A 22,229-nucleotide genomic window follows, 5' to 3' on the forward strand; every position below is an offset into this window, starting at 1 on the left:
TCCTCCTAGGGAGGACAATGCGTGTGTTGGTAATTTCATGGGGCACTCAGCGATCGCTTTCACCAAGCGATCGCCCTAAATTAAATCAGAACAAGCAGGCTGTGTGGGTGTATCGATTGATTCAGGCGCTTGGACTTTCGTCTTTCTAATTTTTGATTTTTTGCTTTGCGTCCAGCTACAGATATCACGGGCTAGCTGTTTCCCATTGACTGCACAGTTAGAAGCTTTTTTGGTAAACTCTTCTACCGATGTAGTCGGGTCGCCCGGTCGAGATTTCACAAGACCATGAGCGCATTCATTCCGGTCGTAGCTCCAGAGCCTCACAGCATCAATCAAATCTTCCCTAGTTTTATACGGAACTTTCTCATCCCGTCTTTTCCATTCCTGAATCAATCTTCCTAGGAAAGTTTCTTTATTTGTAAACTGATGAGTTTCACCGGATTCTTTCAGTCTAACAACTAAGTAACTGAGAAGCCGATCTGAAATGATGCTTTCCGCAATCATAATTGATTCCAGGAAAAACTCTTTTTGAATTGCCTCTTCCATGCGCTCAAAGGCAAACTTATAGGATTGAAATTTGATGATATTTTTGGTTGTTTCAGTTTTCATCCTATTAACCTTTGCGAGAGTCCGCAGTATGGCACCTAGAACAGATCAGCCAAATTATTCAAAATTCAGGTTGTGTACTCAGCGTTAATCTTCACATAGTCATAACTCAAGTCGCAGCCCCAGGCGACACCAGAACCCGAACCATTCCCGATGCTCAGCGCGATCGCAACGGTCTGATCTTTAAAATCAGTCGGCGATGCAGGACGACTAAACGCAACAGGTTCACCCGACTCTACTTGCATTAAGTCATTGCTGGAATCAGTGCTGAGAACCTCTTTTGCCGACGCCGACGCCGCTTGTTTTAAATAAGCACTCGCCGCCGCCCGATCGAAGGGCAACGGTTGACCATTTTCCATCAATAAGAAGTCCCCTAGCTGAATGTGGAGATGTTCTTGATCGAATAGCACTCCGGAACGACCCGCCGCTGCGGCAATTCGTCCCCAGTTGGGATCGCGCCCAAACACGGCTGACTTGACTAAGGATGAACCGACAACGGTTTTGGCAACCTGACGGGCAGCTTTTTCATCAGATGCGCCGGTAACTTGCACTTCAATTAAGCAGGTAGCCCCTTCGCCATCACGGGCGATCGCTTTCGCTAAATATTGGCAAACTTCAGTCAGCATCGCCTCTAATTTCTCGGCGTCTGGTCCCATCTCGGTAATCGCTGGGGTGCGAGATTCCCCATTTGCTAAGGCGATCAGCGTATCGTTGGTACTGGTATCGCCATCTACGGTAATTTGGTTGAAACTTTGGTCAGCGGCTCGACTTACCATTTTTTGCCAGAGAGAAGGAGCAACCGCCGCATCGCAAGTGACAAAAGCTAGCATCGTCGCCATGTTGGGATGAATCATCCCAGATCCCTTTGCCATACCGCCGATTCGCACCGGGCGATCGCCAAAAGTGGTCTCTAACGCAATTGATTTCGTCACTAAATCGGTAGTGACGATCGCTTGTGCTGCTGCATCGCCGCCGGTTTCAGAAGCGGCGGCGACCAATTTAGGAATCCCATCTCGCAGGGCATCCATCTTAATTCGTTGCCCAATGACGCCCGTAGATGCCAACAAGATAGAGTCAGAGGAGATATTCAGTATTTGAGCCAACATCTGAGCGCTTTCAATCGCGTCAATCCAACCTTGGGAACCCGTGGCGGCGTTGGCTTGCCCAGCGTTGCAGAGAATTGCGTGGGCGCTGTGTTTGGTAGAGAGGTGCTGACGGCAATAATCGACACAGGCAGCGCGTACTTGACTGGTGGTGAAGACGCCTGCTGCGATCGCTTCTACCTCTGAATAAATTAGCGCTAAATCCGGTAAGCCTGAAGGCTTTAGTCCGGCGGCGATTCCAGCCGCCCGATACCCTCTAGGAGCCGTTACTCCACCACTAATGATTTGCCAGTTTGTCATCACTCCCCCTGAAAGATAAATGATGCAAATTTTAGCAATTCTCAGGGCTGCGGTGAGTGTTACTGAGTCATAAATTAAATTGGATGCGATCGCGTACAGCCCTTTGGGCATGAAAACAGCAAAGCGAGGCGTTAGCCTAGCGCCCAAAAAGTCAGTTCGCGTTGTGGATGTTCTCTACAGTTCACTCCCGTTCTACGCGAGCGATTGGGAAGAAGCGATCGCGTCCCCAGCAGCGCTGTCGGGTTTCGGAAGTTTGCGACTGGCACAGGTTTTCGCGGATCGGATTGCTAAAAATGGTGGTGAGTCTTTTAGGCTTGTAAGAACTAATCGTCCATCAGGCGAGGAGCATCTTATCTCAAGCAAGCGGAAGTTCAGAAGCGATCGCTTGACCTTAATATCCTCTAATCTGTAAGCCTTAATACTTCAATTCTTCACCCGATAATGAAGCAATAAGACACCAGTTGCATAGATTTTGCTGTCCGTGAGTTCTAAAGCGGTTTGCTTGATGACTCCAGAAAAAAGTGGAATGCCCGAACCGAATAGTACCGGACTCAACTTCAGGATGATCTCGTCAATCAAGTTTTCGCCAAGAAGCATTGTCGCTAAATCCGCGCCACCGCAAAGGTAGATGTCTTTGCCGGTTTCATTTTTCAATTTCCTGACCAATTCAGTAATATTGTCCGAAACGAGTTCAACATTCTCATCGGGGCTTTCCTTCATCGTCCGCGAGAAAACGTACTGCTTCATCGCTGGATAAGGATTAGTCACGCTGAGCTTCAGTCCGAACTCGTATGTCCTGCGTCCCATTAAAACAACATCAAACTGCTTGAGCGATTCGAGATAATCGGTTATGTGTTCGCCTTCCGAAGGAAAACCATCAATTGTGTGGTCTTCGTGGGCAATAAACCCATCAATGGTACAACCTACGTAATATTTTAGTTTTCGCATACAGCAATTCTGGTTTGGATGCAGTCCAGTTTTACCCCACCCCGGCTCTTCCCTGCAAGCAAAGAGAGAGTTGGGGGTGAGGTTTCGAGCTGCAAGACTCTCCAAAACTCTTGAAACCTTTGAAAAGCCGTTCGTTAGGCTTGTGTGGGAGCGAAACCCAACCAAAAACTGGCTGCTCGCTTCACATTGTAATCTACCAAAATCACCAGTCTGTCTGCTGCATTAGGCGGAAATAGAAGATGACTTTAGCTCTCCCGATAGGCTAGAGGGATCAATGCATTCAGCATCAGCGATCGCCTCAAGTTGAGGAAATTTGATAACCCTGATTAAATCGGTTAAATAAGCAAAACTTAATTAGGCTGTTTATTCGGTCGAGCGATGACATCCAAGGAAATTTCTATGATTACCATTGGATTTTTCATTAACAAGTCTGCCTGATGTATGCAATTTGAGCGATCGCGCTGCCTTGAATTAGGTTTTAGCTCAAATTCAGGAGTTTAGATAATCACCCGTTAATCAGCCTATTGGTTTAGCTGATTATGGCGTCTAATCTAAAGAAAAAATTTATAAATACCATTGAAGATTCCACTGATAAGTAACGCTTTTTAGCTAGGCGCTCACTAATCAAGGTGATATATTTACCTTTAACGCAGAGGAAAAGCAGCGTTACCTGACGCAAAGAAGCTAGCGCGACCAACCTCAGCAAATTTTTCAAAAGCTAATTGTCGTAAATCTATCACTAGGTTCGCGACTTGGTTGTAGCAAACAACCGTCAATTTTAGTGCATTAAACCTTTGACCCTTCTAGGAAATCGGTTTGTTATGCCTCTAATTGGCATGGCTTTTGCGTTCAAAAAGCGTTCTTTTAATTAAGATAGCTCTTCCGTTCAAAATACTAAACCAGATTGTAGGAAGGAGACTTTATGAGCGAATTTTCTAAACTTTCACGCCGCAAATTTATCCTAACTGCTGGAGCATCCGCAATGGGGTCTTTATTGCTCAAAGGCTGTTTAGGAAATCCCCCAGAATTCAGCAACAGAACGCAAGCACAGACAACGCCTGCCGCTAACATTAGCCCAGACCAGGCTCCGGAAACCACCAAAGTAAAACTAGGATATATCCCAATTGTAGAAGCGGCTCCTTTTATTATTGCTCAAGAAAAAGGCTTCTTTGCCAAGTATGGCATGACTGGAGTTGAGCTTTCCAAGCAAGCTTCCTGGGGTTCTATGCGGGATAACACCGAAATAGGTTCAGCGGGTGGCGGCGTTGATGGTGGTCAATATCAGATGCCAATGCCGCATCTCATTACTGAAGGCTTAATCACCAAAGGTAATCAGAAAATTCCCATGTACGTGCTGGCTCAGTTGATTACTCATGGAAATGGAATCGCGATTGCTAGCAAGCATCTCGGAAAAGGTCTTGAGTTAAAAATGGACAAAGCGACGGCATTTTTTGACGGCCTAAAATCCGCAAAAACTCCTTTTACCGCTGCTTATACTTTTTCACAAGTTAATCAGGATTTCTGGATTCGCTACTGGTTAGCAGGAAACGGCATCGATCCAGATACGGAAGTTAAATTAATTCCCGTACCCTCTGCTCAAACTGTTGCCAATATGAAGACGGGAACGATGGATGCTTTCAGTACAGGCGACCCCTGGCCTTATCGAATTGTTAAAGATAAGATTGGCTTCATTTCAGCATTGACAGCGGAAATTTGGAAGTGCCACCCAGAAGAATACTTTGCTATGAAAGCAGAGTGGGTTGACAAGAATCCCAAAGCTACCAAAGCACTTTTGAAAGGTCTGATGGAAGCACAGCAGTGGTTAGATAATTTTGACAACCGGAAAGAAGCCGCTGAAATCCTTGGCGAACGAAATTATTTTAATCTTCCATCCGAAATTTTAGCCGAACCATTTCAGGGGAAATATGACATGGGCGATGGTCGTGTCATTGATGATAAATCAATGGCATCTCTTTACTGGAAAGATGAAAAAGGAAGTGTTTCTTATCCTTATAAGAGCCACGATCTTTGGTTTATCACAGAAAGCGTCCGCTGGGGATTTTTGCCTGAATCTGCATTGACAAATGCTAAAGCCCTTATTGATAAAGTCAATCGGGAAGACATTTGGCGAGAAGCTGCCAAAGAAGCCGGAATTTCTGCTGCCGACATTCCTACAAGTACGTCTCGTGGCGTTGAAGAATTTTTTGATGGTGTCAAGTTTGACCCAGAGAATCCCACAGCTTACCTGCAACAACTGAAAATCAAAAAGGTGAAAGCTTAGTCGGTTGTCAGCAGTTAGTTGATAACAAATAACGGACAACAGACAGCAACCAATAGACCAACAACCCCTTAGTCAATTAGTAAAGTTTAGGAGAACCCTGTCCATGACAACGCTACAAAGACGCCCTGCAACTGCTTCCCAGAACACCTGGTTATCCCGTCTGAACAAACAATTTCCTGACCTGATACCGCCAATTATTGCGATCGCTATCTTCCTCGGCGCGTGGCAGCTGTTTTCTTGGACTCCAGGTGCAACGCTACCAGGGCCAATACAGGTTGTCAAAGATACTTGGATACTAATTTTCTGGCCTTTTTATGACCGAGGCGGTACGGACAAAGGTTTGTTTTGGCAGATTCTCGCTAGTTTACAACGAGTCGCTATTAGTTACTCCTTAGCAGCGATTATTGGTATTGCCTTGGGCATCTTGATTGGTACAAATAAAATGATGTCCAAAGCTTTAGATCCCATCTTCCAGTTATTGCGAACCGTACCGCCTCTAGCTTGGGTGCCAATTTCTTTGGCAGCATTGCGCCAAAACGAACCAGCCGCCCTTTTCGTAATTTTTATCACCGCTATTTGGCCTATCTTGATTAATACAGCGGTAGGAGTGAAGCAAATCCCCCAAGATTACAACAACGTCGCCAAAGTTTTGCAGCTTTCACGGAAAGAATACTTCTTCAATATTCTCATTCCTGCTGCTTTACCCTACATTTTCACAGGTTTGAGAATTGCAATCGGTTTGGCTTGGTTGGCAATTATCGCAGCAGAAATTGTGATGTCCGGGATTGTCGGGATTGGCTTCTTTATCTGGGAAGCTTATCAGAATAACGCAGTTAGCGAAGTTATCTTGGCTTTAATCTACATCGGTGTTGTTGGTCTGCTGCTAGATAAAGCGATGGGTTGGATCGAAACGCGGATTTTACCCGAAGGACAGAAGTAGGGACTGGGTAATGGGTAAAAAGCGCCTACTTACTACCTATTACCTACTACCAATCACCCGTTAGTCATCACCAATTACCAATTACCAATCACCAACTACCATGAGCGTTTTTGTTGCCGTTGACCAAATTGATAAAGTTTTTTCGTTAACCGGAGGTGGCACCTATGTCGCCCTCAAAGGAATTGACCTCCAGATAAAAAAGGGAGAATTTGTCTCTCTGATTGGACACTCCGGTTGTGGTAAATCCACTTTGTTAAACATGGTGGCGGGTTTGGATTTGCCAACTGAAGGTGTAGTGACGCTGGAAGGGCAACGCATTACTAAACCTGGCCCTGACCGGATGGTAGTATTCCAAAATTATTCGCTATTGCCTTGGCGCACAGTACGGGAAAATATTGCGTTAGCTGTAAACTCGGTGATGAAAGATTTGCCAGCCGGGGAACGCAAAGCAATCGTTGAGCAGCATATCGATATGGTAGGGTTGCGTCATGCTGCCGATAAACCACCCGCTCAATTATCGGGTGGAATGAAACAAAGGGTAGCGATCGCACGCGCCCTTGCTATTCGGCCCAAGTTACTGCTACTAGATGAACCGTTTGGTGCATTAGATGCACTGACGCGGGGTAACTTGCAAGAACAGCTGATGAAAATTTGCGAAGAAAACCAAGTTACCGCCGTCATGGTGACTCACGATGTCGATGAAGCGGTGCTGTTATCTGACCGAATTGTAATGCTGACCAATGGGCCAGAATCCAAAATCGGTCAAATTCTGGAAGTTGATATTCCCCGACCCCGGAAGCGGATGGAAGTAGTAGAACATCCCAGCTACTACAGCTTGCGAAGTGAGATGATTTACTTCCTCAATCAGCAGAAACGGATTAAGAAAATTCGGGCGAGGAAGACGACCGCGATCGCTCGTCATGGTCTAGAAAAAGTTAATCTCGATATTGGCTTCTTACCGCTAACCGCTTGTGCGCCTCTAGCTGTCGCTAAAGAAAAAGGTTTCTTTACCAAGCATGGACTTGATGAAGTCAACCTGATGCGTGAAACCAGCTGGCGGGGAATCACCGACGGCATGACTGGCGGATATTTAGATGCCGCCCAGATGCCCTCCGGAATGCCTCTCTGGTTAACTCTGGGAGGTCATGAAAACCGCTCCGTTCCGGTCGTCACCTCCCTGACCATGACCCGCAACGGCAACGCCATCACCCTTGCCAAGCACTTCTACGAGGAAGGCGTGTACACCTTATCTGATTTTAAAGATTACCTGCGTCGCACCCCCGATCGTCAGCACCGGATGGGAATGGTGCATCCCAGTTCCATGCACAATTTGCTGCTGCGTTATTGGCTGGCAGCTGGTGGCATTGACCCTGACCGCGACGTATCCCTGAAGACCATCCCTCCCGCTCAAATGGTGGTAGATTTGCAAGCCGGAACGATTGACGGTTACTGCGTCGGGGAACCTTGGAACCTCCGCGCCGCCGAGGAAGAAATTGGCTTTACTATTGCGACAGACTTAGAAATTTGGCTGGGACACCCAGGCAAAGTTCTAGGAGTGCGGGAAGACTGGGCAGCAGCTTATCCGAACACCCACATTGCCTTAGTTAAAGCTCTCTTAGAGGCTTGCAAATACTGTGCAGATATGGCTAATGCCCAAGAAATTCGGGAGATTTTGGCGCGACGGGAGTATGTAAGCACCGATTTGGCTTACATCCAGATGGGAGAACCAAACTACTCTGCCTGTAGCTTAGAGCATCCCATGCGCGAGTATGCCCATCACCAGTTTTACGGTGAAGGTGGTGTCAACCGTCCCAGTCGTACTGAGCAACTTTGGATTATGACACAGCTAGCGCGTTGGGGCGATACTCCTTTCCCCAGAAATTGGGTAGAAATCCTGGAACGAGTCTGTCGAGTTGGTGCGTTCAGTACAGCAGCGCGAGAACTGGGTCTTGACATTAGTTACACTCGCGGCGCAATTCAACTTTTTGACGGCACTCCGTTTAACGCCGATGACCCAATTTCCTACCTCAACAGTCTGGCAATTAAGCAGGACTTTTCAGTTGCGGAAGTTGTCATCGATTCCAGGACAAAGACGGCAGCTTAATTAATAGAAACCCCAGCGAAGGTCATTCGCGGCTATACAAACTCTTGTCCGCCTGCGTGGATTGAATTTGAAACCCACTTTTGTAGAGTTTTGCCTGTGTAGCCGCGATTAGAAATCCCCTAGTTTTGCTCCCACAGTTTATTTACTCCTTCTACAGCCATGCAAGCTTTTAACTTTCAAACCTCAAATTCTTTAACTCAAAACTCAACACTCAACACTCAAAAATCCCCTAGTTCACCGTTTTTGGTGATTGAGAACGTATCCAAAGTTTATCCAACACCAAAAGGTCCTTACACGGTGCTGGAAGACGTTAACCTTACCGTACAGCAAGGCGAGTTTATCTGCCTCATCGGTCACTCTGGCTGTGGTAAATCGACACTGCTCAACATGGTGTCGGGTTTCAATACGCCCAGCAGTGGCGAGGTGCGGGTTGGCTCGAAGCGCATCACCCAGCCAGGGCCAGACCGCATGGTAGTATTCCAGAATTACGCTTTGTTACCTTGGCGGACTGCGTTTGAAAACATTTACCTGGCGGTTAACGCAGTTTATCCTAATAAGCCGGAAGCTGAAAAAAGGGCAATAGTGCGAGATCATCTAGCAATGGTAGGACTCACAGAAGCTGCTGACAAAAAGCCACCTCAACTATCAGGCGGGATGAAACAGCGGGTAAGTATTGCCCGTGCATTGGCGATTCGCCCCCAAGTATTGATTTTGGATGAGCCTTTTGGGGCGTTGGATGCAATTACTAAGGAAGAATTACAGGAAGAACTGCTAAAAATTTGGAACGACAACCGGGCGACGGTGTTGATGATCACTCACGATATTGATGAGGCTCTATTTCTAGCAGATCGATTGGTGATGATGACGAATGGGCCTCACGCTAAAATTGGTGAGGTAATGGAAATACCTTTTCCGCGTCCGCGCGATCGCGCCCGCATTATGGAAGATCCGCAATACTACAAACTCCGGAATCACGCTCTAGATTTTCTCTACAATCGCTTCGCCCACGACGAATAAAGCAACAGGCAAAAGGAAAAATAACGCTCCTTTTTTTCCTTTTGCCTTTTAGCGCGTTAATCATAAAAAATACTAACGCTTTTCAAACAATCTCAATGGTGTATCTATAAAAAGAGACTAGCAAAATGCGGATAGGCAAAAAGTTAACAAAACAAATCAGAGCAGCTTTCAGAGATGAAAACTTTTTGCACCAGCTAGAAAATATAGAGGGTATAGTTTCCAAAATTCTTTCAATTGCTATGATATTAGTTATCTTGTTAGCAATTTGGAATCTAGGCTTGTCTTTGGTACAAACGCTGATTGGTAAACCAGATGAGCCTTTTACTAAAACATTATTCAAAATATTTGGATTGTTTTTGAATGTTTTGATTGCTCTTGAAATATTAGAAAATATCACTGCATATCTAAAAAAACACGTTATTCAAGTTGAATTAGTTATTGTTACTTCTATAATCGCTGTTGCCAGAAAAATTATTATTCTAGACTTGGAAAAAACATCAGGGGTTGACATAATTGGGTTGGGAATTGCCCTATTATCTCTTTCAATTAGTTATTGGATTATTCGTCACATGAATGCCAAACAGCATAACGAATAAGGCAGGTTGAGGACTGACACTCGCACTGGCAGATCGAAGCGCACTTAATGATGAAATTTCAACTTAAATGGGCGTCCAGCGGTGCTTTGAGAATCTCCGAGTGGGATTAGCCCATTAGTCGATGCCGCGATCGCATCACCAGCTACTTCCTAATACATCCGATTCTTCATATAGCCGTTTCTTCGGGAATTCCGAAGATTTTAAGGAATCGGATGATATGCTCTTGACTGTCTGAGTGCTAAGTTGAGCTTTGGGGCACAAAGCAGAGACATATTTAGGTAAACCAAGGATGGAAATTTTGAAAAAATTACGTGTAGCAGTGATTATTTTGGTAATGATAGGCGGTTTCTTGCTTAATCCTGCTGACACGGGACTAACAAATACAATAGCTTCTGATAACGCGATTTATCAGGAACGGAGCAACCACAGCTCAGAAGGCATTGGCAAGTTTTACATGGGTCGAGAAATTGCTAAAGTGATGGGACATGAGGGAGCATTTTGGCTGGAACGACCGAGTCGAGAAGCTGAAGAGCGACCTTCTAAAGTGGTGAATGCCCTTGACTTGAAACCTACTGATATTGTGGCAGATATCGGAGCCGGGACGGGATACATGAGCTTTCGCATTGCTCCCCTCGTGTCACAAGGGAAGGTGCTGGCGGTGGATGTTCAGCCGGAGATGCTCGACATGATTAATTTTATGAAAAAAGAGGGAAATATTACGAATGTTGAGCCAATTTTAGCCACAATTAAAGACCCAAATCTGCCGACAGCAAGTGTCGATTTGGCGTTAATGGTGGATGCTTATCACGAATTTGAGTATCCCAGAGAAGTGATGGAAGCACTTGTGAAGGCGCTTAAACCAGGTGGACGTGTAGTTTTAGTTGAGTATCGCGGTGAAAATCCGTTTATTCTGATCAAAGCGCTGCACAAAATGACTCAAAAGCAAGTGCGTAAAGAAATGGCAGCAGTGGGTTTGCAATGGTTGGAAACAAAAAGCTTTTTACCTCAGCAGCATTTGATGGTTTTTCAAAAGCTGAAGGGATAAGATAATTTTGGGCTGCTGCTATATTTGAGCACCCCAACCCCCCTTTTTAAGGGAAGCTAAGACCAATATTTTTCATTTCTAAACTAAAAAAAACTTGATAAAAATCAGAATCTGTAAATAAAAAAGTATTTTTTTATTTACAGATTACCCAATATTGCCAAAGTCTTAAGAATTTTAGCCCCCCTTTTTAAGGGGGGTTGGGGGATCGAGCTAGGAAGTTGCAAGCTTACGATTTTCTACCCAACTTTGTTTTTAAGTCGTTCGGTGTAGGTGATTTTTGTTGCATGCGATCGCTTGTTTTTTTCACACTACTTCCGCCACTCGCTTCGCCTGCTGATTTCATTGACAAACTAATGCGTTTCAACTGCTCGTTGACTTCTAGAACTCGCACTTTCACAACTTGTCCGACTTTGACAATTTGTTTTGGATCGTCTACAAATCGGTCAGAGAGTTGCGAAATATGCACCAAACCATCTTGGTGAACGCCAATATCGACAAACGCGCCAAAGTTAGCAACATTTGTCACAATCCCTTCCAGTTCCATGCCAATTTGGAGATCCCTTATTTCTTTGACTCCTTCTTTAAAAGTGGCATATTTAAACTCGGCGCGGGGATCTCTTCCCGGCTTTTCTAGTTCGCTGATAATATCGCGCAGCGTCGGTTCGCCGATGGTATCAGTGACGTATTTCTTCAAGTTGGTTGACTTAAGTTTTTCTGCAACTTGCGTAATTTGCTCCAACGGCACATTTAAATCTTTAGCGATCGCTTGTACAACCCCATAACTCTCAGGATGCACGGCTGTATTATCTAAAGGATTTTCGCCAGCGCGAATCCGCAAGAAACCAGCCGCCTGTTCAAAGGCTTTTGGTCCTAATTTTGGTACTTTCAGAAGTTCCCGGCGGTTTTTGAATGCACCTTGTTTGTTGCGATAGGTGATGATATTTTTGGCAACCGTTGGTGTCATCCCGGAAACAAAGGTCAAAAGTTCTTTTGAGGCAGTGTTCAAATCCACACCGACATAGTTCACGCAACTTTCTACCGTATCATCTAGCTTCGTTTTCAGTAATTTTTGATCGACATCGTGTTGGTACTGTCCGACGCCAATCGATTTGGGGTCAATCTTGACGAGTTCGGCTAAGGGATCTTGCAAGCGACGACCGATGCTGATAGCACCGCGAACCGTAATATCAAGATCGGGAAATTCTGCGATCGCGACATCACTCGCAGAATAAATCGATGCTCCCGACTCATTCACCATGACTTTAATCGGTTTGCGATCCATCGTCTTGAGAATTTCTGCAACGAACTCATCCGTCTCTCGTCCGGCAGTGCCATTACCGATGGCTATCAGTTGAATATTGTACTTTTCAATCAATTTCTTGATAGTGCTGGCAGCCTTCAATCGCTGCTCGGCTGCTTGATGGGGAAAGACAGCCTGGTATTCTAAAAATTGCCCCGTCTCATCAAGAACGGCAACTTTGCAGCCAGTCCGAAATCCCGGATCGATTGCCAGCGTTGGCTTCAATCCCGCTGGACTCGACAGCAGCAACTCCCGCAAATTACTTTCAAATGTCTTAATCGACTCGACATCTGCATAAGCTTTTCTATCAGCACGCACTTCGCTAATCAGGGAAGCTTTCATCAAACGGTTGAAGGCATCTTTGAGCATTCCCCGATAAAAGTCTCTCACCGCTGGGACTTTCGTTTGGATTTCCTGCGACTCCAAATACGACAGGACAACTTCTTCATCGAAGGAAAGTTCTAAGTTCAATACTTCCTCCGTCTCGCCTCGCAGCAGTGCCAGCAAGTTGTGCGGCGCAATATTTTTTACCGAAGCCTGGAAATTTCGGTACATCTCAAATTTGGTGGAACCTTCGGGATGATCGTTTTTGATGCGCGAGACGAATACCCCTTCGTTCATCAAATAGTCGCGTAGATGCGATCGCACCTCAGCTTTTTCAGACACCGCCTCCGCCAGAATGTCAGAAGCACCTTTAAGCGCCTCCTCCAGCGTCTTCACTCCCTTTTCTTCAGAAATATACTTTGCCGCCTCTGACTCCAGAGATGCAGGCTGAGCAGTGCGATTGTTCAGCGACTTGATAAACTCTGCCAAGGGTTCCAGTCCTTTTTCCCTAGCGATGGTGGCACGTGTCCGTCGCTTCGTTTTGTAGGGTAGGTAAAGATCCTCTAGTTCGGTTTTTTGCACAGAGGATTCGATTTTAGCTTTCAGCTCATCGGTCAGTTTACCTTGGGATGCGATCGCTTCCAGAATCGCCGCCTTGCGCTCTTCTAGCTCCGTCAGGTAGGTAAATCGCTCCGACAGGTTGCGAAGCTGGATTTCGTCCATTGTGCCAGTACGCTCTTTCCGATAACGAGCAATAAAGGGAATCGTTGACCCCTCGGCGAAAAGTTCCAGCGCACTTTGCACCTGAGAAGGTTTGAGAGAAAGCTCTTGTGCCAGTAGTTGAGGAATGTTCAGCATCGGATGTGTTCAGCAGTTACGAATCAGACACTTCTGTGATGATCATCCTAAAACACCCATCCACGAATTATTTTTATCGCTTCCACATTGACAGAAAACTAATTGTGTGTAGAGGCACCCTTACTGCCAAGGAACATCAATGGGATATAGCTGTTCTCAGTTGGATGCAGTACATTTTTGACCTCTCTCCAAACCTCTGTCCTAGCAGGAGAGAGGCTTTGATTTAAGTCTTACTCCCCTTTCCTACTAGGTAAGGAGCTGGGGGTTAGGTTTGTATTGGACTCAACTAGCTTGCCCGCTATATTCTCACCTGGGAGCTATCTGTCCATACTCTCACCGTCCATATTCTCACCCAATCGGGTGAACCACTTGGAGGAAGATAATAACCTTTAGGCAAAGTAACTCTAATAAATAGAGTTGGCGATTTTTGAGCGATAAAGTTGCGTCATCTGACGCCGATAAAAATTACTTTTCATTTTAAGAATATGTTGCTAAATGATACTCTGCACCAATTACCCAAAGTTGAACTTCATCTTCATCTGGAGGGAGCAATTCCCCTCACAGCCCTTTGGCAACTTATAGAAAAGTATAATGCCGTTTCTTCCGTTGGTTCATTCTCCCAGATGGAGCAAAAATTTCAATACAAAGATTTTCAACATTTTATTGACACCTGGGTTTGGAAGAACAACTTTTTACGAGAATACGAAGATTTTACATTGATTGCCAGTAAAGTTGCTGAGGATTTAGCTTCTCAAAATATTATTTATGTGGAAGCTTTTTATTCTCCAGGTGATTTTATTCGGCATGGACTGGAACCCCAGAAACTCACAGAAGCAATTCGCAAAGGTTTGGATGTTCATGCCGATAAAATTACAGTGAATTTAGTAGCCGACCTGATTCGAGATTTCGGACCGGAACAGGGAATGACTTGGGTAAAACAGATTCACGAGGTAAAAAATCTTGGAGTCTTGGGAATTGGCATCGGTGGCTCGGAACAAACATTTCCTCCCGAACCCTACGAAGCGGTTTACGAGCAAGCGAGAAACTTGGGATTTAAAACTTCTGCCCACGCGGGTGAAGCAGCAGGTTCTGAGAGTATCTGGGGAGCCATTCGCAGCTTAAAAGTGGATCGTATTGGGCATGGTGTACGTGCGATAGACGATCCAGAATTAGTATCCTTTTTGAAGTCAGAGCAAATCCCAATAGAGATGTGTCCTATCTCTAATCTGAGAACAGGAGTCGTTGCTGACATCTCACTCCACCCGATTAAAAAATTATACGAGGAAGGACTGCTGATAACGGTTAATACTGACGATCCAAAAATGTTTAATTCGAGTTTAGCTTACGAATATAAAATTTTGGTTGAAAAATTAGGGTTTTCTTTGGATGATATTGTAAATTTGATTAAAAATGCCATCAAATCTTCTTGGTGTGATGACACAGAAAAAATGGAGCTACTTGGAAAAATTGAAACGGCACCGCCCTTAATCAATTCCTAATCTCTTAAGATTTCTACAATTGAATAAAAGTCAAGCCTCAATCTACCCTTTTTATTAGAAAAAAAGAAGCGATCGCTTCTTTTTTCCAGAGAGCGATCGCTTCTAATTAAAATTTGTTCTTGCGACAAAAGTTTGTCCAGTTGCAAAAGCAACACTTCAAGTATTTGTTCCTAAACTTCCCCTTCCTCGAAGTTTGGTTTATCAAACATTCCCTTCAGTTTCTACTGGCACTAAAATGTACTTTACCTGCTTATCAGGCCCCTTGACAATCTGAGGTTCAGATGGAGTGGCATCCTCAGATGCACCTTTCAATGCTTCTCCCGCACCTCTGACATTCTCGTTAACATTATCCGCTGCATCCTTGAGTACATCCACTGTACCTTTCACAGTCTCGTTAACATTCTCCGCTGTACCTTTAACTGTGCTAAGGGTATCTTTTACGGTGTAATTAACATCCTGGGTGACGCCCTTAACTTTGTCCCCTACATCGATTACTGTGTCGTTAACGCTGACAGCTACGTTCTTTACACCATCACCTACGCTTCTTACAGTTTGGTTAACACCGTCAGCGGCATTTTTAACTGCATTTCCTGCATTTCTTACAGTCTGGTTTACCCGATCAACAGCACCCTTATTCGCCATAGCCCCAGCTATCGCACCCACCGTAGCACCAATGAATGCTCCAATCGCTATTTTAGTCAAGGCATTATTCATGCCTGTATCTGCCGGAGGAGCATCATATTCGTGTGGGATTTGTTCAACAAATATTTCATCTTCACCCAAAACTTTGTCATTATCAATCATAAAAATCGTCTCCTTTCTACTTAAATAGATACTGATGATAGCCGCCTGCTTAAATAGGCAAAAAGCGATATTCTCTTAACCTAAGCAAATGCGGAAATATCCTTTGCTAACGCTTAGTTCAAACCCAACTAATTACAATTTTATTCTAATTTGCAAGGGTTGTTTTTCAGGGACAATTGATAAAGGTTAGGAGTCATGAATTATGAGTTATCAATTTCCAACTCTTAACTCCTAACTCCTAACCCTTCTATCAATCATTCGCAGTCATCAAGACTTGCTTCTAAATGTCAGCAGTATCTTCATAACGTTGGAAACCAGAAGCTTCCCCTTCTTGGAGATAGGTTGCATTAGGATCTAGTGAGGTTTCAGTCTCTGAAAACCTATTTCGATTAACCACATCTTCCTCATCTGGGCCGGAAATATATGCTGTCTGCATATCCATGTCCTTTTCCATGCCGATGTTCGCAGTTGTCGTGACCTGCGGCGTACTGCTCACCGGATGCTCTTTAGCTACCTTGACGTTCTGCTCGTAAGATGGCTTGATATCCTCAGCGGCATCCTGAACTGCGTCCAATCCACTGATTGCAGATTGCTTGGCATCCTCAGTTTTATCCTGTAGCTGGTCTGCGGCACCTGCTACAACTTGCTTAGCATTTGAAGCTGTACCCTTTACTACGTCCAATGTACCTACTACAGCCTGGCTAACACCTTCAGCGGTATCTTGTAATGTGCCGACTACAGCGTAGTTAACGCCTTCAGCTACACTCTTAACCGCTTCGCCAACACCTTTGGCTGTCTGACCAACACCGCCAGCTACAGTCTTTGCTGCTTCGCCAACACCTTTTGCAGTCTGGTTAACACCGCCAGCAATAGTCTTTGTCGCATCGCCAACACCTTTGGCAGCGTGTTTCACACCCTCAGATGTTCTCCTACCAGCTACCAGACCGGCTAGTGTCCCTAAGGTAGCACCGATGAGTCCTCCCATCAGCGCTCTAGATAAGGCTGGATTCATGCTGCTAGATTGTTGTCCAGCATTCATACTGCCGGATTGTTGCCGAGCATTGATGTCGGTAGATTGTTGCCGAGCATTGATGTCGGTGGGTTGTTGCCGAGCATTGATGTCGGTGGGTTGTTGCCGAGCATTGATGTCGGTGGATTGTTGCCGAGCAACAGATTGAGATGTAATCGTAGGGCTGTTTTCTGCTCTTGCTATTCCACTAGGTTGAGTTGTGCTTTCTGTACGAATATAAGGTTGAGCTGTCTCGCTAGAGCCAGCATTTTCGTCACGTCTCTCGAAATTTGGCGTATTATTAGTCATCATTGTCTCTTTTGCCCCCAAGCATCTAAATATCGTTTTGCTGTAGCTCGTTATCTATTGCAACTCTAACGAGCCTCAAGAAGGATTTAACTGAGCTAAAGGCAGACATGACTCAACACCTATTGCATCTGTAGTTGTAGATATGGAATCCCAATCATCGTATATGGCTATACCTTGCTGGGTATTTAAGGATGTCTCCCTTGAGGTCGGTGTAAGTCTATACGTGCGATCGCTAAATTAGCAGTAGCAGTGACTTCAGATCGTTAAGCCGTTTTGGTAGGCAGGAGACGGGGCATTATGACACAGAGCAATCAGCCTTTTGATCGGCATGACGAAAATACTGACCGGATTCCGGCACAGTCCAGCGTTCCTCCAGCAGACACTAGCGGAGATGGCGGTGATGCTGCGTCAGATGCAGCCAACGAAGAGACTGACGCGGCTACAGAAGAGTCTGGTGTTCAGCCAACAGGCACCCGCAGGCGTGTCGCGAATGCTGCTTTAGCTGGAGCAACCTTTGGTGCTGTAGTCAGTGCAGCTGCTGCGGCGTTTACTGGTAAAAGTGTAGGTGAGGGTATTAAAGCGATTGTTGAAGGTGCTGCGGATTTAGTAATAAAAGGTGCTGCTGCGGGTGTTCACCCTACGATTGAAGGTGCAATCGACAGCCTTAAAGGCGCTGCTACGGGTGTCCACCCTACGATTGAAGACCCTTGGGATACGCATAAAGGTCCTGTGGCTGTTCAACCTACTATTCCTATTGAATATGGCAGCGACACGCTTCAAAGTCCTGCTGCGATTGTTCAACCTCCGATTGAAGATGCCAGGGACACACTTCAAAGTCCCGCTGCGATTGTTCAACCTCCGATTGAAGATGCCAGGGACACGCTTCAAAGTCCTGCTGAGCCAGTTAAAACCCCTGTATCTCCCGTTGATGCTATCCCCCAATTAAATCCGCCCCCTGCCGCTAGTGCAACTGCCGCTAGTGCAACTGCCACTGGTGCAACGGGTAGTGTTGCGAATGATGTAATGAACAGCTCTGCTTTAGTGCAACTGTTGTTGAATCAGGTAGGTAGTGAACTAGCAATGAGTTTCTACGAGCAACTACCAGCAATTGTCCTGGCTGAAATTCAACGGTTAAGCACCAACCCCACTCCGGAAGAGCAGCAGCGAATCAGAGACAGCTGGACAAAAGCTTTAGAACCCATCGCTATTGCGATTATCCAATCGGGACAATTATTCAAATCCAATGCTTTGTATCCAACAAATAATTATCCAACAAACAATGGATATCAGAAGTATACTCATTCAACTGGAGACAAGTTGAATTAATAAATTTATCAATTTGAGGATTTTTGATATAAATATTGGTAGTAAAATTTTACTATCAATCAAAATTTAAGTTGGAATGCGGCAAAGAAACCCAACTCGATTAAGCATTGGTTGGGTTTCTTTGTTGTTGGGTTTAACCTACTGTTATTGAGAATGCGATCGCTTACTTTTAGCGGTTGCCTTTCTTAGCGTTTTAAACAGTTTGTAGGTGCTTGTTTCAGTTGATTGTGGCGATAAAAACCATTTAAGTTAAGCAAAGCAGAACGATAGCGAACTTTTCTGACATTGTTCCTGCCAGGGCTATTCAGCCTGCCAATTACAGTAGCTCTCGCAACTTTCAAGTAACCCTGATTGTCCCAATTAACTAACTGGGTGCCTGATGAGTTTGGCGGTATATTTTGCCGACCAATATCTCCGACAATTTCTATCGCTTCGCCGCTAACAGTTCTCTTATTAACTACACCGCTAACACAAGCGGTTACTTCGCCCAAAGTTTTGGTATCGTAAAGGTCTCCGACTAGGCGATTTCCTTTCTTACCAAATACATAACAATGGCCTAAATCTACACCCTGTTGGTTCCCGGTGCCTGAGGGAGGTTTACTACAAAAGGTGTAGTTACCATTCGATAGGCTTTGAATAGATTGAACTGGGGTTGGGGTTGGGGTTGAAGTTGGGGTGCTGGATGCGATCGCTGTAATTTTTAACGGTGTAGCTGCCCAACGTTCATTAGGATAGATTTCTTTTACTTCACCACTGAATGTAATTGCTTTTCCTTCTGCCTTGAAACTATCAGGAAGATTACAAGTTGCATATCTTATACCATCCTGTCCTTCAGTTACGATGACATAAGTTTCACCAACCAGTGTCACTTTACCCTTTTTGTCTTTCACAGTTTCTACGGTTTTTCTATCGTCATAGGTACATGTAGATGAAAGCTGTGCCAATTTGGAGGGTGATGTCTGTGATACAGTTAGTCGCTGGGTTGATTCTGAAGATTGGGCGATCGCTAGGACGTGTTTCCCAGAGGTGATTGTTCCCAAAAGGGTGAGAAATAAGCTAAAAAATAAAATTGATTTCCGGCTATTACTCATTTTGATTGTTCTCGGTAAACTAATTGTATACAACACCAATGTAGAAAGCGTTTCCGAAAACTCTGAGTTGATTATGTGTCAGTATTTGAACTGACATAGGAAGGCTGGCGAAGCTGCGAATTCTATTTGCTAAGATTATTCCTTTCATCCTTACTCGTACATCTGTTTATGGTTTGCTAAAAGCTGTAAATATTTCTCATTTATCTTTGCTTGCATCCATTTCTCTTTAAAGATTGCGGCTGATTCAGCTTTCACCGGATCTACTTCATTGGGTAAAATATCTTTCCTTGCTTGAAGCAGGGCTTCTTTAGAAGTTTCTTTTTGAGGATTTGACTTAAATTTTCTGCCGCTTTTATGATTGGCATATCTGCGCGATCGCGTATAACCCATTTGTAAAAACTTCCGTGCCATATCTGCGCCAACAAAATCATCTTGTTCTAGGTAATCCAGAAACATCTGGTAAATTTTTTCGCTCGATTCTCTGGCAATCTCTGGAGTTTTAAAGCGCCAGTAGGGAAGAATTTCTGATTTGTAGGGTTCTACCAAAAGCACCCCCTGCTCGCCCTTACCCACTCGATAAAGTTCGGGAGAAGATCGAAAATCGATTGCCTTAAAATCTAAAGTGTAATCAAAGGGCATGATAATTTTTATTTTGAATAATAGACTTAAAGAAAAAAGTCTTGCTTCTATCGAAAGTAACGAAAGGAGTCTTTTCTGTCATGCTATCTAGCCCCCAATCCGTCAACACTGCCCTTTCCACAGGGGATCTGCGGCGAGTCCACCACATTGCCTTGAACGTCCACGATCTGCAAGCTTCCCGACACTTCTACGGGGGTATCCTGGGTTTGTACGAACTGACGGGTGAAGAAGTGCCGACCACATTGCGATCGCTTGTAGCATCAGGCAAAGTTACCAATTTCGTCACCCCCGATGGTACCGTCCTCGACTTGTTTTGGGAGCCGGATTTGCCACCCCCAGACAATGACCCGCATCGCGCTTTTACCCGCGTCAATCACCTCGCCTTTGACATCGACCCGCAGTTGTTCGAGCGGGCGGTCGAGGTGCTAAAACAAAATCAAGTGCCCATCGATCATGGCCCTGTCAGCCGTCCCACCGGACGAGGCATTTACTTTTACGACCCGGATGGATTCCTGATTGAAATTCGCTGCGATCCAGCAGAAACTAAAAGGGAAAGTATCTAGTGGAGCGTGCAACCAGTGCAGCTAATTAAGGTGATGGAAGAGGCGTTAAACAAGCCTCCGATTCAATATGAACCACACAAGCACACGCTGAAAGCTTGGGCGATGTATTGTCTGAGAGACAGAGGATTTAAAGTGGTTTATGCGGAAAAAGCCGATTTTGCTGTTGAAACTCGTGGCGGCGAGAAGCTCTATTTTAAAGTGGCAAATAGTGCAGAGAATTTAGACGGGAAATCTGGCTGGATAGTATTGGATAGCTCAACGAATAACGTCAGCATAACTGCACCTCAGCAATAAGTAAGCGGATGCAATTAAATTGAAGATGTTCGTAGGTTGGGGAGCCACTTGCGTGCGGGGGAAACCCCCGCACGCAAGTGGTGTTTGACTTGGGAAACCCAACCCCTGCATAGATTTCGCTATCGCTCACCCATCGTATACATCACTAATTTCACTTAGCTTAAGTTGTCCTGATTGTATTGAGATTTACTGCCTTCTCCTGGCGAGAGGAACTACCTTATCTACATCTTGTGTGTAATCAACGACCAAGACACTAAAACACCAAGGCAACAGGCGATCGCTTCTAGAAAAATCTACCTTCGTAGGGAGGTTGAAGGCTAGGCGATCGCTGAGCATAGTATCAGGACTTTAAAATTTTCTATTGTGTTAATCTAAGGAAAAAAACCATGATGGGAACGCTTTTTACCTGGGTAGCTACGGCTCTTAGCCTACTAATTGTTGATTTACTTGTTCCAGGTGTTAATATTGCTACATTTCCTGCTGCTTTAATTGCTGCTGTAGCGATTGGCTTGGTCAATGCCGGAGTTAAGCCGACTCTATCTCTCCTATCTATGCCGCTTAACTTCGTCAGCTTAGGAACATTTTCGCTTGTCGTTAACGGGATATGTTTCTGGGTGGCTTCAATTTTGGTTCCCGGATTTAGTATGCATGGGATTTTAGCTTTTCTGTTGGCACCCGTCGTTCTATCTTTTGCGAATACTTTCATCAGCAAATATTTTGCTGAGAGAAACGCGGGTGTACTAACCGGCAGCAGTAGTGACTTGAAAACTCAAGGTTAATCTCTATCCAGAGAAGTAAAATTGATAGAGATTAAAAAAAGGAGGAAAGCTAGATGCTGTTCCTCCTTTTTTAGTTTGCAAGCTAGAAAGATGAATGCAGTTTTGTATACCATCTATCAAAACGAAGATAATTCGTTAGGGGGAGGTCTTCAATTACTTGATTTAGGAGAATAAGACTAATAAGAGTTTAAATAAGAAAGTTGAAGTAGTCTCATGAAATTACTCCGGATTCTGGCTGGTCTTCTCGTGCCTCCTTTAGGCATTTTTCTGACAGTTGGTGTTGGCCCAACTTTATTCATCAACATTTTGCTTACGGTTCTGGGTTGGCTTCCCGGTAGTATTCATGCAGTTTGGGTAATCGTGAAGCACGAAGAAAGAATGGCTGGAGGAGAAAACGTATACTAAGCCAAGGTTAGTTAGACGCTTCTATCCCTTGTAGCGCTAGTAGTGGGAGTAGAAGTCTTTCTTGAGTGCTGGTTGCGTGTTAAAACCCT

Annotated in this window: 22 protein-coding genes; 13 read left to right on the forward strand and 9 right to left on the reverse strand. The window is 44.9% G+C overall.

Annotated features, from left to right (window positions below; genetic code table 11):
• Positions 1–75: 75 nt before the first annotated feature.
• Positions 76–609 (reverse strand): hypothetical protein, encoded by a 534-nt coding sequence (locus NC994_RS15940; protein ID WP_190439000.1) that lies wholly within the window; start codon positions 607–609, stop codon positions 76–78.
• Positions 610–674: 65 nt separating this feature from the next.
• Entirely contained in the window at positions 675–2,009 is a 1,335-nt protein-coding gene (argJ, locus tag NC994_RS15945) for a bifunctional ornithine acetyltransferase/N-acetylglutamate synthase (protein ID WP_190439108.1), read from the reverse strand.
• A gap of 109 nt (positions 2,010–2,118) precedes the next feature.
• Here argJ and NC994_RS15950 point away from each other — a divergent pair, with 109 nt between their 5' ends.
• Positions 2,119–2,421 carry a hypothetical protein gene (locus NC994_RS15950; protein WP_190439002.1) on the forward strand — a complete coding sequence of 101 codons (303 nt, stop codon included), beginning with the start codon at positions 2,119–2,121 and terminating at the stop codon, positions 2,419–2,421.
• Positions 2,422–2,432: 11 nt separating this feature from the next.
• On the opposite strand, the gene NC994_RS15955 is transcribed toward NC994_RS15950, so the two are convergent.
• Entirely contained in the window at positions 2,433–2,957 is a 525-nt protein-coding gene (locus NC994_RS15955) for a dihydrofolate reductase family protein (RefSeq protein WP_190439004.1), read from the reverse strand.
• Between the two features lie 922 nt (positions 2,958–3,879).
• On the opposite strand from NC994_RS15955, the gene NC994_RS15960 reads away from it, so the two are divergent.
• From NC994_RS15960 to NC994_RS15985, 6 genes are all read left to right on the forward strand, one after another.
• The gene (locus tag NC994_RS15960) at positions 3,880–5,238 is read left to right on the forward strand and encodes a CmpA/NrtA family ABC transporter substrate-binding protein (RefSeq protein ID WP_190439005.1); all 1,359 of its coding nucleotides are present in this window, start codon (positions 3,880–3,882) and stop codon (positions 5,236–5,238) included.
• 103 nt (positions 5,239–5,341) lie between these two features.
• On the forward strand, positions 5,342–6,178 hold the full coding sequence (gene ntrB / locus NC994_RS15965) for a nitrate ABC transporter permease (protein WP_190410101.1): 837 nt from the start codon (positions 5,342–5,344) through the stop codon (positions 6,176–6,178).
• A gap of 100 nt (positions 6,179–6,278) precedes the next feature.
• Positions 6,279–8,282 carry a nitrate ABC transporter ATP-binding protein gene (locus tag NC994_RS15970; RefSeq protein ID WP_190439008.1) on the forward strand — a complete coding sequence of 668 codons (2,004 nt, stop codon included), beginning with the start codon at positions 6,279–6,281 and terminating at the stop codon, positions 8,280–8,282.
• A 159-nt stretch (positions 8,283–8,441) separates the two neighbouring features.
• A complete protein-coding gene (locus tag NC994_RS15975) occupies positions 8,442–9,299 on the forward strand; it encodes a nitrate ABC transporter ATP-binding protein (protein WP_190439011.1) in 858 nt (285 codons plus the stop codon).
• A 125-nt stretch (positions 9,300–9,424) separates the two neighbouring features.
• Positions 9,425–9,895: a phosphate-starvation-inducible PsiE family protein gene (locus tag NC994_RS15980; RefSeq protein ID WP_190439014.1), complete on the forward strand. Its 471-nt coding sequence runs from the start codon at positions 9,425–9,427 to the stop codon at positions 9,893–9,895.
• Between the two features lie 334 nt (positions 9,896–10,229).
• Positions 10,230–10,940 carry a class I SAM-dependent methyltransferase gene (locus NC994_RS15985; protein WP_348225587.1) on the forward strand — a complete coding sequence of 237 codons (711 nt, stop codon included), beginning with the start codon at positions 10,230–10,232 and terminating at the stop codon, positions 10,938–10,940.
• A 226-nt stretch (positions 10,941–11,166) separates the two neighbouring features.
• Here the strand turns inward: NC994_RS15985 and NC994_RS15990 are convergent, their stop codons facing one another.
• Complete coding sequence (locus NC994_RS15990; protein ID WP_190439019.1) at positions 11,167–13,422, reverse strand: Tex family protein; 2,256 nt, start codon at positions 13,420–13,422, stop codon at positions 11,167–11,169.
• 485 nt (positions 13,423–13,907) lie between these two features.
• On the opposite strand from NC994_RS15990, the gene add reads away from it, so the two are divergent.
• Positions 13,908–14,921: an adenosine deaminase gene (gene add, locus NC994_RS15995; RefSeq protein ID WP_190439022.1), complete on the forward strand. Its 1,014-nt coding sequence runs from the start codon at positions 13,908–13,910 to the stop codon at positions 14,919–14,921.
• Between the two features lie 201 nt (positions 14,922–15,122).
• Here add and NC994_RS16000 read toward each other — a convergent pair whose 3' ends face one another.
• Together NC994_RS16000 and NC994_RS16005 are read right to left on the reverse strand one after the other, a co-directional pair.
• Positions 15,123–15,725: a hypothetical protein gene (locus NC994_RS16000; RefSeq protein ID WP_190439025.1), complete on the reverse strand. Its 603-nt coding sequence runs from the start codon at positions 15,723–15,725 to the stop codon at positions 15,123–15,125.
• A 280-nt stretch (positions 15,726–16,005) separates the two neighbouring features.
• Entirely contained in the window at positions 16,006–17,046 is a 1,041-nt protein-coding gene (locus tag NC994_RS16005) for a hypothetical protein (protein ID WP_190439028.1), read from the reverse strand.
• 294 nt (positions 17,047–17,340) lie between these two features.
• On the opposite strand from NC994_RS16005, the gene NC994_RS16010 reads away from it, so the two are divergent.
• On the forward strand, positions 17,341–18,369 hold the full coding sequence (locus NC994_RS16010; protein WP_190439030.1) for a hypothetical protein: 1,029 nt from the start codon (positions 17,341–17,343) through the stop codon (positions 18,367–18,369).
• 185 nt (positions 18,370–18,554) lie between these two features.
• Here the strand turns inward: NC994_RS16010 and NC994_RS16015 are convergent, their stop codons facing one another.
• Together NC994_RS16015 and NC994_RS16020 are read right to left on the reverse strand one after the other, a co-directional pair.
• Entirely contained in the window at positions 18,555–19,460 is a 906-nt protein-coding gene (locus NC994_RS16015) for a hypothetical protein (RefSeq protein WP_190439034.1), read from the reverse strand.
• Positions 19,461–19,610: 150 nt separating this feature from the next.
• Positions 19,611–20,099: a DUF4385 domain-containing protein gene (locus NC994_RS16020; RefSeq protein WP_190429275.1), complete on the reverse strand. Its 489-nt coding sequence runs from the start codon at positions 20,097–20,099 to the stop codon at positions 19,611–19,613.
• A gap of 80 nt (positions 20,100–20,179) precedes the next feature.
• On the opposite strand from NC994_RS16020, the gene NC994_RS16025 reads away from it, so the two are divergent.
• Entirely contained in the window at positions 20,180–20,662 is a 483-nt protein-coding gene (locus NC994_RS16025; protein ID WP_190439037.1) for a VOC family protein, read from the forward strand.
• A 15-nt stretch (positions 20,663–20,677) separates the two neighbouring features.
• Positions 20,678–20,956, forward strand: a complete 279-nt coding sequence (locus NC994_RS16030; RefSeq protein ID WP_190429277.1) for a hypothetical protein — start codon at positions 20,678–20,680, stop codon at positions 20,954–20,956.
• A 186-nt stretch (positions 20,957–21,142) separates the two neighbouring features.
• On the opposite strand, the gene NC994_RS16035 is transcribed toward NC994_RS16030, so the two are convergent.
• Positions 21,143–21,292, reverse strand: coding sequence for a hypothetical protein (locus NC994_RS16035; protein ID WP_190429278.1), 150 nt, complete (start codon positions 21,290–21,292; stop codon positions 21,143–21,145).
• Positions 21,293–21,342: 50 nt separating this feature from the next.
• On the opposite strand from NC994_RS16035, the gene NC994_RS16040 reads away from it, so the two are divergent.
• The gene (locus tag NC994_RS16040) at positions 21,343–21,735 is read left to right on the forward strand and encodes a phage holin family protein (protein WP_190439040.1); all 393 of its coding nucleotides are present in this window, start codon (positions 21,343–21,345) and stop codon (positions 21,733–21,735) included.
• 213 nt (positions 21,736–21,948) lie between these two features.
• A complete protein-coding gene (locus tag NC994_RS16045) occupies positions 21,949–22,140 on the forward strand; it encodes a YqaE/Pmp3 family membrane protein (RefSeq protein WP_190410085.1) in 192 nt (63 codons plus the stop codon).
• Positions 22,141–22,229: the final 89 nt, after the last annotated feature.

The sequence above is a fragment of the Trichocoleus sp. AS-A1 genome (genome assembly GCF_039962015.1).
GTDB lineage: Bacteria > Cyanobacteriota > Cyanobacteriia > Cyanobacteriales > FACHB-T130 > FACHB-T130.

Bases quoted from the DNA above. Each gene is read 5' to 3' on its own strand.
- NC994_RS15940 (WP_190439000.1), bottom strand. From the start codon at position 609: ATGAAAACTGAAACAACCAAAAATATCATCAAATTTCAATCCTATAAG.
- argJ (WP_190439108.1), bottom strand. From the start codon at position 2,009: ATGACAAACTGGCAAATCATTAGTGGTGGAGTAACGGCTCCTAGAGGG.
- NC994_RS15950 (WP_190439002.1), top strand. From the start codon at position 2,119: ATGAAAACAGCAAAGCGAGGCGTTAGCCTAGCGCCCAAAAAGTCAGTT.
- NC994_RS15955 (WP_190439004.1), bottom strand. From the start codon at position 2,957: ATGCGAAAACTAAAATATTACGTAGGTTGTACCATTGATGGGTTTATT.
- NC994_RS15960 (WP_190439005.1), top strand. From the start codon at position 3,880: ATGAGCGAATTTTCTAAACTTTCACGCCGCAAATTTATCCTAACTGCT.
- ntrB (WP_190410101.1), top strand. From the start codon at position 5,342: ATGACAACGCTACAAAGACGCCCTGCAACTGCTTCCCAGAACACCTGG.
- NC994_RS15970 (WP_190439008.1), top strand. From the start codon at position 6,279: ATGAGCGTTTTTGTTGCCGTTGACCAAATTGATAAAGTTTTTTCGTTA.
- NC994_RS15975 (WP_190439011.1), top strand. From the start codon at position 8,442: ATGCAAGCTTTTAACTTTCAAACCTCAAATTCTTTAACTCAAAACTCA.
- NC994_RS15980 (WP_190439014.1), top strand. From the start codon at position 9,425: ATGCGGATAGGCAAAAAGTTAACAAAACAAATCAGAGCAGCTTTCAGA.
- NC994_RS15985 (WP_348225587.1), top strand. From the start codon at position 10,230: ATGATAGGCGGTTTCTTGCTTAATCCTGCTGACACGGGACTAACAAAT.
- NC994_RS15990 (WP_190439019.1), bottom strand. From the start codon at position 13,422: ATGCTGAACATTCCTCAACTACTGGCACAAGAGCTTTCTCTCAAACCT.
- add (WP_190439022.1), top strand. From the start codon at position 13,908: ATGTTGCTAAATGATACTCTGCACCAATTACCCAAAGTTGAACTTCAT.
- NC994_RS16000 (WP_190439025.1), bottom strand. From the start codon at position 15,725: ATGATTGATAATGACAAAGTTTTGGGTGAAGATGAAATATTTGTTGAA.
- NC994_RS16005 (WP_190439028.1), bottom strand. From the start codon at position 17,046: ATGATGACTAATAATACGCCAAATTTCGAGAGACGTGACGAAAATGCT.
- NC994_RS16010 (WP_190439030.1), top strand. From the start codon at position 17,341: ATGACACAGAGCAATCAGCCTTTTGATCGGCATGACGAAAATACTGAC.
- NC994_RS16015 (WP_190439034.1), bottom strand. From the start codon at position 19,460: ATGAGTAATAGCCGGAAATCAATTTTATTTTTTAGCTTATTTCTCACC.
- NC994_RS16020 (WP_190429275.1), bottom strand. From the start codon at position 20,099: ATGCCCTTTGATTACACTTTAGATTTTAAGGCAATCGATTTTCGATCT.
- NC994_RS16025 (WP_190439037.1), top strand. From the start codon at position 20,180: ATGCTATCTAGCCCCCAATCCGTCAACACTGCCCTTTCCACAGGGGAT.
- NC994_RS16035 (WP_190429278.1), bottom strand. From the start codon at position 21,292: ATGCTCAGCGATCGCCTAGCCTTCAACCTCCCTACGAAGGTAGATTTT.
- NC994_RS16040 (WP_190439040.1), top strand. From the start codon at position 21,343: ATGATGGGAACGCTTTTTACCTGGGTAGCTACGGCTCTTAGCCTACTA.
- NC994_RS16045 (WP_190410085.1), top strand. From the start codon at position 21,949: ATGAAATTACTCCGGATTCTGGCTGGTCTTCTCGTGCCTCCTTTAGGC.